This window comes from Microcoleus sp. T3_D1 (assembly GCF_036700405.1).
In the GTDB taxonomy this organism is placed as follows: Bacteria; Cyanobacteriota; Cyanobacteriia; order Cyanobacteriales; family Microcoleaceae; genus Microcoleus.
Genome location: NZ_JAUBOV010000067.1, coordinates 3731 through 16599, shown reverse-complemented (window position 1 = coordinate 16599; position 12869 = coordinate 3731). Strand labels below are relative to the sequence as shown.

The following is a 12869-nucleotide window of genomic DNA, read 5'->3' as shown; positions in this document are numbered from 1 at the left end:
TAAAGCTAATTGCTAATTTATAGCCGAACTCATCAAAAGATGAAAATAATTTGCAGTTTCCAATTTGTATTTTCCCGGACGATTTCAATGCGATCGATAAATTCTCGAAAGTAAAACCTGCGTTCTGATTCTGATAAATCGAGCCAAAATTGCGGCAGGGAAACTGTTTGGGCAATTTCTCGCAAATTTACTGGGGGTAGTTGCGCTAATTTGCTTTGCAGTTCGGCAATTTCGGTGCGGATTTTGTAGGCTCTAAACTCTGCCGTTTCGGTGTCTAAAATGCCGCTTTCAATCAGGCCAGAAAGTTGCTCTATGATTTCTTGTTTCGATGCGATCGCCCTGACAATTCCTGCTTTCATTCCATTCATATTCGGCATTTGCAACCCAGCAACAGCATCGGGTAAATCCCGACAAATACCGGCGATGGTTAATTGCAATACTTCATCGTAGGAAATACCGCTACATTTAGGCTGTTTTGGACAGTTAATCGGTCGCAAATAAAGGTATTCTTTTTCTTTGCGGTAGGAGGTGACTTTGGCAACTGTCATGGGCGATTTGCATTCGGCACAAATTGCTAAACCTGCGAGGGAACGTGGGGCGCTAGCGCTGCGAGGAGAAAGGCAGCGGTTGCGGCGCAGCAACCTGTCTATTTGGGCGGCTTCTTCTCTGGAAATAATCGGGACGTGGGTGTTAGAAATTACTTGGCTGTTTTGATATTCCAAATCACCTCGGTAGGCGGGATTTGTCAGCCAGCGGCGGCCGGTACTTACAGAGATTTTCTTGTTATATTTCTTGGCTAAATACCGCACGGAACCTCGCAAGGAACCGTAAATTAAAAAGTGTTCAAAAAAATCTTTGACGGTGGGGGCGGTGGTTTTATCGATCGTATAACAATCTTTGCCGCGCCGGTAGCCGTAAGGAGCCTTACCCGGTGGAATCCGCGATTTGATGCGGTTGCGCGCGTGTCCTTTGCGAATACTCCGGCTGTGTTGGCTGCGCTGGATTTCTGCGAGGATGTGCAGCAAGTTTTGGCGGTTTCGCGGTTCTGTTTCTGCTTGTACGATGATTTCGACGCCGAGGTTTTCGAGTTGGGCGAGGTGCGAACACACTTGCTGCAATGTGTCGCCTAGTTCTTCAAACCGCTGAATTAATAAGTATTTGACTGGTTCTGTTTGGCAGTCTTTGAGGAGTTGCTGAAGTTGCTGCCGCCCTCCTAAGTCTTGATAGGTGCGATCGACTTCTTGACCCCAAATTTCCGGTGCGGGTGCTGCTTCGAGTAGCGGTTCGGTGTAAGAATAAGCGATGATTTTCATTACTTACTCGCTGAGTTCGATGATGTTGCCGTCGGGATCTTGGGTAAATAATGCCGATCGACCTGACGCGCTCATTTGAAACGGGCAATTGTGAGCGATTAACTGCTGTTTGGCTGCTTCTAAGTTAGCAACAGAAAATGCTAGATGTCGGTTGCGTCCCCATTTAGCCTTGTCTACGGCATCTGGGATAATTGTTTCACCTAAAATTAGGTGGAGCTGGAAGTCGCCGATTTGATACCAGATTCCGGGAAATTTTAAGTCTCGATCGATTTTTTGCATTTTTAGTACGGTGCTGTAAAAGTGTTGGGATTGTTCCAGGTTGGAGATGAGGATGGCGCTGTGGAGGGATTGAGTAATTTGCATTTTTGTTGGGATTTATTGTTTTATTTTAACCGCTGATGCAGGCTGATGAGCGCTGATGAACGCAGAATTTTTTGATGTTGGTTGAGTTTTTGATATGATAACATTGTCTGTCGCTATTAATATATCCATTATCAAGTCTTGTAACAAAAAACTGCCCGCTGGGAGTGTTTTTAACAATGGTTTCTCAAAAAAGTGCGATCGTCCCCAGAGCGGGCAAAATCCGTCTCCGCAATGTCTTGGTAGTTCCCTTTGTTCTCCAAATTTTGGCGGCTGTTGGCTGCGTTGGCTATCTCTCTTACAGAAACGGAGAGCAGATAGTCAACGATATTGTTAGTCAGTTGCGCCACGAAGTGAGTGCGAGAGTTTACGAACGTGTTCAAACCTATCTGGAAGCTCCGCCACTGGTGAATCAGATCAATCAGGATGTTTTACCTTTGGGGGTGTTGAACTTTGACGATTTGGAGCAAGCTAGACCATATTTTTGGAAACAAGTTCTGCAATTTAAGTCGATCGGTCACGCGGGAATTGCCAACGAAAAAGGTCAGTACCTGCGTGTGGGTTGGGTAAATCGGCTGGTTGGACTTGAACAACCTCAGCTTGCCCAGCAACTGATTCCGGGGGGTGGCGACTTGATATATTACAACCTTGACGATAATGGAAACCCGACAACAATCGAAAAAAACACCCCCAATTATGACGTTCGCACGCGCCCTTTTTACAGAGTAGCTGTTGAGAAGAAACAGGCAGCTTGGAGTGAAGTTTATATTAATTTTGGCTACGGTACACTGCAAATTAATGCGAGTCTACCCTATTATGATGCCGAAGGGAAACTAATTGGCGTGCTGACTTGCCAGATGGGACTAGATCAAATTCGCCACTTCCTGCAAACCTTAAGGGTCGGTAATTCCGGTCAAGTATTTATCATTGAAGCCCAGGGTGAGTTAATAGCCAGTTCGGTTAAAGAACAGCCTCTTTCGGTGGGAACAGGCAAAGATACAAAGCGGCTCAAAGCACAGGAAAGCAGCAACCCGCTGATGCGTCAAAGTGTGGTTTATCTGCTCGATCGCTTCAAGCGTTTGGAAGACATCCATCAAACTGTTCAACTTGACTTTAAGTTTAAGGGTGAGCGGCAATTTATCCAAGTTTCTCCGCTAACTGACAAGTACGGCCTCAATTGGCTGAGTGTAGTAGTAGTTCCTGAAGCGGACTTTATGCCGCAAATTTATGCTCACACTCGGCAGACTATTTTGCTGTGTATTGTGGCTCTCATTGTCTCTGTTGGAGTGGGTATTTTCACCGCTAGCTGGATTACTCGCCCCCTGAACCAAATTGCTCAAGCTTCAGAATATCTAGCAGGTGGTGCTCTTAACCAGAACGTTGCTTCCAGTCGGATTTTGGAAATTGAAACCTTAAGAAATTCCTTTAACAGCATGGCGAGACAACTGCAAGAATCCTTTGAAACTCTAGAAGATAAAGTCAAAGAACGTACCTCTGAACTCGCCAAAGCCACTAAACAAATTGCCACTCTCAACCAGCGCCTGAAAGCGGAAAACCTCCGCATGAGCTCCGAACTCGATCTGCTCAAACAAATGCAGCAGTTGATTCTGCCCAAACCTGCTGAACTTGCAGCCATTGAAGATTTAGATATTGCCGGATTTATGGAGCCAGCCTCGGAAGTAGGGGGTGATTACTACGACGTACTTTGTACTAACGGGGTTGTCACGATTTGCATTGGTGATGTCACCGGACACGGATTGGAAAGCGGCATTTTGATGGTGATGACTCAAGCTGCTGTCCGCACTCTTCAGGAAATGCAAGAATCCAACCCGGTGCGTTTTTTAGATACCCTCAACCGCACTATTTATAAAAATGTCCAGCGCATGAACTCCGACAAAAATATGACACTAGCTTTGCTCAACTATGCGGATAGCACACTTAGTATCAGCGGTCAACATGAGGAAACTCTTGTGGTCAGGAAAGGTGGGCAAATCCAGCGGATAGACACCATGAATTTAGGATTTCCGCTCGGCTTAGATGAGGATATTTCCGATTGGATTAGCCATGTTTTAGTTCACTTAGAGCCGGGGGACGGGGTAGTGCTTTATACTGACGGCATCCCGGAAGCTAGAAATATGCACAAAAAATTCTACGGTATGGAAAGACTCTGTGAAGTGCTTTCTCAAAACTGGCATTTGAGCGCCGAACAAATCAAGGAAGCCACCATCGCTGATTTGCGAGACTTTATTGGAGAACAAATGGTAGTTGATGACATTACCTTGCTTGTTATCAAGAAAAAGGATTAAGTCCGAGCTGTTTTCCTTCTTGCTTTATTCACCCATCGCTGCTCTTGTAAAAAACGATATTTAGTATCATCGGCTGTGTTTTATATAAAGATTTCTACATAAAAATATAAAACGCTGGCTCTACCCCATTAGTGATTAAATATCTATTCGGGTATCTAAATAAATGAGAAACAGCATCTTTCAACTACACCAGCCATCAAAGCTTTCTACGACCAGCCGCGAGTCGAGCAAGACGAACTATATCCGCAATTCGCACCAGTAGTCAAGAACCAAAACGCAAATTTTTATAACTCTATTTCCGACAATAAAAAAATAGCGATGTACCAAGAAATTTGTACGGAATTCAACCAACAGGAACCTGAATATCCCAAATGTGACTTTACCAGGCGATCGCTCCTACGAAGCAAGCGCTTCAAAGGTTTTTAACAAAATTGATGTGATTGGCGATCGGTTAGCGATCGATCATTGTTTTTTGGTCAACTCTTCCCTAAACCTTGCAGGCTGTAGTAAACTAATCACTAATGACCCCCAACTTTTTTATATTGCTTGGACTAAAAGCTGACTAGGATTTAGCAACCTGAGCGTTGGTATGTACGTTCTGAATTGCTGAAACCATTGCCCCCAATTGCATCGCTCCATCGATTTGTGCCCTCTTCCTTCAACATCTAGTATAGCAACTATGACCCCGATCTCAATTCCCGGCTACCGGGCGATCGAACACCTCTACTCAGGCGCCAGAACCTTCGTTTACCGAGGTTTTTCTGAACCCGACAATCAACCAGTCGTCATCAAACTGCTCAAATCTGAGTATCCCACTTTCAGCGAACTGGTGCAGTTTCGCAATCAATACACCATTGCCAAAAATATTGAAAATTCCGGTACAGTCAAACACTTGAGTCTGGAAGTATACCGTAACGGTTTTGCCTTAGTGATGGAGGATTTTGGCGGAATTTCTCTAGCAGAATACATCACCACTGATGCTTGGGATCTCAAGGATAAAATTACCAATAGCCTAGAAAAGTTTTTACAAATTGCCATTAAAATTTGCTTTTGTTTAGAAGCAATATATAACAGCCAAGTTATTCACAAAGATATCAAGCCACAGAACATTATAATTAACCCTAAAACTCAAGAAGTTAAAATAATAGACTTTAGTATTTCCTCGCTTTTGCCTCGCGAAAATCCAGAAATTAAAACTCCCAATATCTTAGAAGGGACATTAGCTTATATGTCTCCCGAACAAACTGGAAGAATGAATCGTGGGATTGACTACCGCACCGATTTTTACTCGCTTGGAGTAACTTTTTACGAAATGTTGACAGGACAATTGCCATTCCAATCTACCGAGCCGATGGAATTGGTTCACTCTCACATTGCTCGCCAGCCAATTCACCCGATCGCCCTCAATCCTGCCATCCCCCAAGTATTGAATGACATAGTGCTCAAACTGATGGCGAAAACAGCGGAAGCACGCTATCAAACAGTTGGTGGCATCAAACACGATTTAGAAAAATGCTTAAACGACTACTCAGAACATGGCACTATTCAACTGTTTGAATTAGGCAGCAGAGACATTTCCGAACGCTTTGTCATTCCCGAAAAACTTTACGGCAGAGAAACCGAAGTTTTGGCTTTATTAGCAGCCTTCCACCGCGTCGCCTGTCCCCAGGAAAATTCCGCAGCCGCCGATTTGGAGGTTTCCCCTAGTAGCAGCCGAGAGCCTCAGAAACTGCCCCGTACAGCTACTACCGAAATCATGTTGGTAGCAGGCTTTTCCGGGATTGGCAAAACCGCTGTGGTTAACGAAGTTCACAAGCCAATCGTCCAGCAGCGGGGATACTTTATCAAAGGGAAATTCGACCAATTCAGGCGCGATATTCCCTTCTCAGCATGGGTGCAAGCTTTGCAAAGTTTCCTGCAGCAATTACTGACAGAAAGTGTTACTCAAGTTCAGCAGTGGCAAGCCCAAATCTTGTCCGCTTTAGGCGATAATGCTCAGGTAATTATTGATGTTATCCCAGAATTAGAACTGCTAATTGGCAAGCAACCTGCTGTCCAGGAATTAGAACCCAGTCCTGCACAAAATCGTTTCAATCAGTTATTTCAAAAGTTCATTCGTGTCTTTGCTACAAAAAATCACCCCTTAGTAATATTCTTAGATGATTTGCAATGGGCCGATTCAGCATCTCTGAAACTAATGCAATTGTTGCTAGGCGAATCAGAGGGTCAACATTTGCTGCTAATTGGCGCTTATCGAGATAATGAAGTTTCCAGCGTTCATCCATTAATGTTGACTTTATCAGAGATTCGCAATCTACCAAATCGCAGTAGCGATCGACCCGCCCCTATCATTAATAAAATTACTCTCGCGCCACTTTCAAAAATCGACTTAAATCGTCTAGTTGCTGATGCTTTAAGTTGTCCGCCGTATCGATCGATTTCTTTAACCGAATTGATTTTTCAAAAAACTAAAGGCAATCCTTTTTTTAGCAATCAATTCCTCAAAAGGCTGCATGAAGATAAGTTGATCTATTTCGATTTTACCCCGTTAGATGGCGGAGAAAGGGGTGGTTGGCAGTGTGATATTACTAAAATTAGAGAATTGACAGTCAGCGATGATGTCGTCGAATTTATGGCGAATCAATTGCAAAAATTGCCGCTAACTACTCAAAATATTTTAAAACTAGCTGCTTGTATTGGCAGTCAATTTGATTTAGAAACCTTAGCAGTTGTTTGTGAAAAATCTCAAATAGACACTGCGGCTAATTTATGGAAAGCATTGCAAGAAGGTCTAATTTTACCGCAAAGTGAAGTTTACAAATTTTTTGCAGATGATGGGGAGTCTGCACCATTAGCTGTTGCCGATTGTCAATTGCCCAGTTACAAATTTTTGCACGATCGCGTTCAACAAGCTTCTTATTCTTTGATTCCCGATGATGCCAAACAGTCAACTCACCTAAAAATTGGCAGATTGTTGTTGAGTAATACCCCTGAAGATGAAAAAGAATATCGGATATTTGATATTGTCAACCACTTGAATGTTGGAGTGGGATTAATTGGCGATCGCACCGAAAGAAATCAACTAGCTTCCTTGAATTTAATTGCGGGACGTAAAGCTAAAACTTCTACAGCTTATGCTGCTGCCGTGGATTATTTAACTATCGGCAGAAATTTGCTAGCAGAGGATAGCTGGACAAATTTATACGACTTGACGATCGATCTTTATGTAGAAGCGGTTGAAGCCGAATATTTGAATACCAATTTCGATTTGTCGCACCAACTGGCGGAAATAGTTCTATGTCGATCGCACAATCTCCTCGATCAATTCAGAGTTTACGAAGCGCAAATTCAGTCTTATATTGCTCAAAATCAGATGAAATCGGCAGTAGATACTGGATTGCAAGCTTTGGGAATGCTGGGTGTTTCTTTGGAAACAGAACTTCCCGTTACAGTAGAGATATCTGCCTTAGCTAATTTGCCCGAAATCAACGATCCTTATAAAATTGCGGCTTTGAGGATTTTATGCGCGATCGCTTCTGCCGCTTATCTAGCTAGTCCAGAAATTTACCCCGCCGTTGTGTTTACAATGGCACATATTTGTAGCAAATATGGGAACTCTGCACCGGCTAGTTATGCCTATGCTTGTTGCAGTTTAATCTGTGAAGTAATCGGAGAAATTGAATTAGGCTATCAATACGGCCAACTATCTTTGCAGGTATTAGATAAATTCCCATCCCAAGAATTTCACTCGAAAGTTGTGATGGTGTACAATGCTTGCGTGAGACATTGGAAAGAACCCAGTCGATCGAGCATATCGTCTTTGGTATCAGCAGTCCAAAGCGGTTTAGAAACTGGCGATATCGAGTATGCTTGCTATTCGGCTATGTATCTTTGCATCTACAGCTTTTTTAGCGGTGAAGACTTAAGCTCTGTCGCTCAAAAATACGAGCAGTATATCGAGCTAATGCTTAATTCCAAACAAGAATATCAGACTTATTATACTAAAATCTGGCGACAACTTACATTAAACTTACAAGGATTAGCTGAGGACAATTGTCGGTTAGTTGGGGAGAGTTTTAATGAAGATGAAATGTTGCCTGTTTTGCTGGCAGCAAATAATGTCTCTTCCATCTTTGGGGTTTATTTTGCTAAATTGGTGGTGAATTATTTGTTTGGCGATCGCGATCGGGCTGTGGAAAATGCCCAGCTAGCAGAACAATATGTCGCGGGTGTCGGCTCGTTGATGATGGTTCCCCAGTACAATTTTTACCATTCCCTCGCCCTCGTGGCACTGTATCCCCATGCTGATGCGATCGCTCAAGAACAATACTTGAACCAAGTTGCAGCCAATCAGGAAAAAATGCAAACTTGGGCATTCCATGCACCGATGAATTATCACCACAAGTATGACTTAGTAGCCGCAGAAATAGCACGAGTATTGGGACACAGGCTGGAAGCAATGGATTTGTACGATCGCGCCATTGCTACGGCCAAAGAAAACCAATACCTCCAAGAAGAAGCACTAGCAGGGGAATTGGCCGCTAAATTCTACCTTGAATTAGGGAAAGATAAAATTGCCCGCGTCTATCTAACGGACGCTTACTACGCTTATGCTCGCTGGGGAACTCAAGCAAAAATTCATGATTTAGAACAAAAATATCCCCAATTACTCAGCCAGATTCTCGAACAAAAAACAAGTTTGTATGCGGGAGATACAATCGAGGAAACTAGAGTCTGCACCCTCACCTCTACTAGCAATAATATTGGCAATATGCTGGATTTGGCCACAGTTATTAAAGCTTCTCAAGCCCTATCTGGAGTAATAAACGTCGAGGAATTGCTATCAACTTTGATCCGAATTGTGACCCAAAATGCGGGAGCATCAAAAGGCTCTATCATCTTAGAAAGAGCTGGCCAATTATCGATTGTTGCTAAATGCTTAGACGAGCGCTGCTATTTGCCCAATATTCCCCTCTCTCAAAGTCAAAATCTTCCCATCACTGCCATTAACTACGTCTGGCGTACCAGAGAAACCTTGGTAATTAATGATATTGCTACTGAAAATATTTTTGCGCCCGACCCCTACATTATTCAGCACCAACCTAAATCTGTATTGTGTACTCCCATAATTAACCAAGGTAAAACTATCGGCATTTTGTACTTAGAAAATAGTCTCGCCCCAGGTGCATTTACTCCTGACAGATTGGAAGTCTTAAAAATTCTATCTTCCCAAGCAGCTATTTCGCTGGAGAATGCTCTGCTATATCAAACTCTAGAAGATAAAGTTGAAGAACGTACAGCCGAACTAGCCCAAGCGAATCAGGCAATTTCTGCCCTCAACCAACGCCTCAAAACAGAAAATCTGCGGATGAGTGCCGAACTCGATATCCTCAAACAAATGCAGCAGTTAATTCTGCCCAAACCTGCGGAATTAGCAGCAATTGCAGAGTTAGATATCGCTGGCTTTATGGAACCAGCGGATGAAGTTGGTGGCGATTACTACGACGTACTTTGTACTGAGGGGGTGGTGACGCTCTGCATTGGTGATGTCACCGGGCACGGACTAGAAAGCGGGATTTTGATGGTAATGACTCAAGCTGCTGTTCGCGCTTTGAAAGAAGTTCAACAAATAGACCCGGTTCGCTTTTTAGATACCCTCAACCGCACTATTTATAAAAATATCCAGCGGATGAACTCGGACAAAAACCTGAGCCTAGCTCTCCTCAATTACGCAGACAGTACAGTTAGTATTAGCGGTCAACACGAGGAAACTCTCGTAGTCAGAAGAGGCGGTAAAATTGAGCGTATTAACATGATGGATTTAGGATTTCCCATCGGCTTAGATGAGGATATTTCCGATTGGATTAGCCATGTTTTAGTAGACTTAGAGCCGGGGGACGGGGTAGTGCTTTATACTGACGGCATCCCGGAAGCTAGAAATATGCACAAAAAATTCTACGGTATGGAAAGACTCTGTGAAGTGCTTTCTCAAAACTGGCATTTGAGCGCCGAACAAATCAAGGAAGCCACCATCGCTGATTTGCGAAAATTTATTGGAAAACAAAAGGTTTTTGATGACATTACTTTGCTAGTATTGAAGCAACAGGGCAATATTGTGCATAATTTATGATTGACCGAAATCATCCAGGATACCCGCCACGTGATTCATTCCGAAAGCAGACTCAGAACCCAGAAATAAAAAACCTGTATCCCATGAAACTTGCCGAACGTATTTATCCGTGGGGTCGCCTCTAAAATCTAAAATCTAAAATCTAAAATCGATTGACGGTCGTCAACCCGGTTTCTACGAGGAATCTTGGATTTAGTGGTCAAGCATCGAAGCAGAAACCGGATTTCGAGTTCCGCGCCTGTAAGTTCTAATATTTTACAGCGAGCGAGTCAAACTATTTTGCGCTTCCCGATTCGGAAGTATAAATTATGAAACCACAAATAAATTTATCACCATCTAAATCTCCCGAAGAACTCCATACCCAGCTACAGGATTTGACCCAAAAACTTGAGGAAGTAGAGGATGAAAAAAATAGCTATGAAACCTTAGTAGAAATTGTCACGCAACACTCCACGGATCTGGAAAACCAGATCCGTCATAAAAACCGAGAGATGCAGACTTACATCGAGCAGGTAAAAAAAGTCATAGATGCAGCTATTGCTGTAAAAAACAATAGCTTTCAACCCCAGATATTGTCAGATGTGGCAGGGCGCAGCGATGCACTGGGAGAACTGGCACAGGTATTTTCCCATATGGTGCAAACGGTGAAAGCGCGGGAACAAGAATTAGAGAAACTTTTGCAGGCTTACGGACGTTTCGTTCCCGATGAATTTCTCCAATTTCTCGGCAAGCAGAGCATGGTTGATTTCCAGCTTGGAGATCACGTGAGCAAAGAGATGGCAATTATGTTTTCCGATATGCGTTCGTTCACCACGATGGCGGAGCAAATGACTCCTCAAGAAAACTTTGACTTCATCAATAATTATTTACAGCAAATTAGTCCCGAAATTCGCAAGCACAACGGTTTTATTGTCAAGTATATTGGAGATGGAGTCATGGCAGTTTTTCCCGATGGCGTGGATGATGCTATTCAGGCAGGAATTGTGAAGTTGGAGCAGTTGCAAAAATACAATCAAAGCCGTAAAATGAATGGGGAGATACCGCTGAAAATTGGCATTGGTATCCATGTGGGCGATACGATGGTTGGGATTATTGGAGATGCGAATCGGATGCAAGCAGATGCGATCTCAGATCATGTCAATCTCACCGCTCGTCTGGAAGGTTTGACTAAGTATTATGGCGTATCTTTATTAATTTCTGGAGATGTGGTACAACGTTTGAGTCAACCCGAAAAGTATCATATCCGTTTTTTGGATCGGGCTATTGTCAAAGGTAGACAAGAAGCCATTACAGTTTGTGAGGTGTTAGATGTTGAAGTAGAACCAGTGCGATCGCTCAAAATTCACACTTTGCCTATATTTGAGGAGGGACTCCAAGAATATGGTCAGGGAAATTTTGCTAAGGCCATAGTTTGTTTTGAACAGATAGTAGCCCTAAATCCAGATGACAAGCCCAGTCAACTTTACCTAAAACGCATCCAATCGCTGTTAGAAAAGAGTATTCCTGCTAACTGGAATGGCGTGTGGAAATTCACCAACAAGTGACCTTAATACATCAATTGGAGCGAGAAAAATTATGACATCTGGAAGGTTAAAAACAATGACACAAATCTTTGGAGAATTCATTGAAGAATTTCCTCCTGAACACGACTCCCTAGAACTTACATTTACTCCCAGTTCTCGCCCGATCAAACAGCGCTGGCGCAACAACCGGCTTTCAGCTCATTTTGTAGCCGATTATTTGTCTAGCTTTCTACCGGTGGATGAGGAGGATGCTAGCAGCGAGAAACGGATAAAAGAAAGCAAGGGAGCTGTGAGCTACGTAGCCAACGAACTGTTAGAAAATGCGATTAAATTTAATAACGATGATACCAATTACAAGGTCAGATTTGGCATACACTTTATTGGTGAAACAGAGGTGACGGCGGTAATTTTTGCCAGTAATAGTGTCACTTCAGAAGGGGCGAATAAGTTGAAGGAGTTTATTGAAGAAATTATGGCTTCCGATCCAAATGAACTTTATTTGCAGCAGCTTGAAAAGAATGCGGAATCGGAAAGTGATACCTCGGGATTGGGATTGCTGACGATGATTAATGACTATTCAGCTAAGATAGGTTGGAAATTCGAGCCCAGGCCAGATAGTGATACCATCATTGTTACGACTGTGGTTCAAATTAGGGTCTAGTTTCTAGCATTTCAATATTTACTCTCTTGTGCGATCGCAATATTTTAGTCAGGAAACCAAATCACAATGGGCATTCAAGAAATTAAAGGTGAAGATTACAGCATTCAATACGATCTAGAATCAGTCACACTCACTTTCCAAGGGGAACTCAGCCTGAGCGGCCCAGCAGAGTATGCACCAATAGCCGAATTGTTAGATGAGGTCGCCAATGAGGAACCGCCTACTATTACCTTGAACCTAAAACAATTGGAATTTGTTAACAGTTCTGGTATCAGTATGCTGTCTAAATTTGTCATTAGCGTCCGAAAAAAGAAAACGATTCAACTTTTGGTATTGGGTTCAAATGATATTCCTTGGCAACAGAAATCTCTCAGAAATTTAGAAAAGCTGTTGCCAACTTTGAAGCTCGAATTAGCGTAGGATAGGTGTAAATTTTAACTACAGTTAACACAGGCGGGACGCCCGTGCCACACACAGTTAATACAGGCGGGACGCCCGTGCCACACACAGTTAACACAGGCGGGACGCCCGTGCCACAGTTAACACAGGCGGGACGCCCGTGCCACACACAGTTAA

Annotated in this window: 7 protein-coding genes; 5 read left to right on the top strand and 2 right to left on the bottom strand. The window is 43.2% G+C overall.

All coding sequences use genetic code 11. The features are described 5' to 3' along the window. Positions 1–32: 32 nt before the first annotated feature. Together QT992_RS24675 and QT992_RS24670 are read right to left on the bottom strand one after the other, a co-directional pair. Positions 33–1313: a recombinase family protein gene (locus QT992_RS24675; protein ID WP_333319871.1), complete on the bottom strand. Its 1281-nt coding sequence runs from the start codon at positions 1311–1313 to the stop codon at positions 33–35. Positions 1314–1316: 3 nt separating this feature from the next. Then, positions 1317–1676 carry a VOC family protein gene (locus QT992_RS24670; protein ID WP_333319869.1) on the bottom strand — a complete coding sequence of 120 codons (360 nt, stop codon included), beginning with the start codon at positions 1674–1676 and terminating at the stop codon, positions 1317–1319. A gap of 176 nt (positions 1677–1852) precedes the next feature. Between QT992_RS24670 and QT992_RS24665 the strand changes: the two genes are divergently transcribed. The 5 genes from QT992_RS24665 (at position 1853) to QT992_RS24645 (ending at position 12713) form a co-directional block, all read left to right on the top strand. Beyond that, entirely contained in the window at positions 1853–3979 is a 2127-nt protein-coding gene (locus QT992_RS24665; RefSeq protein WP_333319866.1) for a SpoIIE family protein phosphatase, read from the top strand. Positions 3980–4658: 679 nt separating this feature from the next. Beyond that, complete coding sequence (locus QT992_RS24660) at positions 4659–10109, top strand: AAA family ATPase (RefSeq protein ID WP_333319864.1); 5451 nt, start codon at positions 4659–4661, stop codon at positions 10107–10109. 308 nt (positions 10110–10417) lie between these two features. Further along, complete coding sequence (locus tag QT992_RS24655) at positions 10418–11653, top strand: adenylate/guanylate cyclase domain-containing protein (RefSeq protein ID WP_333319862.1); 1236 nt, start codon at positions 10418–10420, stop codon at positions 11651–11653. Between the two features lie 31 nt (positions 11654–11684). Further along, positions 11685–12293, top strand: coding sequence for a DUF6272 family protein (locus QT992_RS24650; protein WP_333319860.1), 609 nt, complete (start codon positions 11685–11687; stop codon positions 12291–12293). Positions 12294–12359: 66 nt separating this feature from the next. After that, positions 12360–12713: a slr1659 superfamily regulator gene (locus QT992_RS24645; RefSeq protein ID WP_333319858.1), complete on the top strand. Its 354-nt coding sequence runs from the start codon at positions 12360–12362 to the stop codon at positions 12711–12713. Positions 12714–12869: the final 156 nt, after the last annotated feature.

Excerpts from the sequence above, each read along its gene's own strand:
- QT992_RS24675 (WP_333319871.1), bottom strand. The coding sequence starts at position 1,313 with ATGAAAATCATCGCTTATTCTTACACCGAACCGCTACTCGAAGCAGCA.
- QT992_RS24660 (WP_333319864.1), top strand. The coding sequence starts at position 4,659 with ATGACCCCGATCTCAATTCCCGGCTACCGGGCGATCGAACACCTCTAC.
- QT992_RS24645 (WP_333319858.1), top strand. The coding sequence starts at position 12,360 with ATGGGCATTCAAGAAATTAAAGGTGAAGATTACAGCATTCAATACGAT.
- QT992_RS24655 (WP_333319862.1), top strand. The coding sequence starts at position 10,418 with ATGAAACCACAAATAAATTTATCACCATCTAAATCTCCCGAAGAACTC.
- QT992_RS24650 (WP_333319860.1), top strand. The coding sequence starts at position 11,685 with ATGACATCTGGAAGGTTAAAAACAATGACACAAATCTTTGGAGAATTC.
- QT992_RS24670 (WP_333319869.1), bottom strand. The coding sequence starts at position 1,676 with ATGCAAATTACTCAATCCCTCCACAGCGCCATCCTCATCTCCAACCTG.
- QT992_RS24665 (WP_333319866.1), top strand. The coding sequence starts at position 1,853 with ATGGTTTCTCAAAAAAGTGCGATCGTCCCCAGAGCGGGCAAAATCCGT.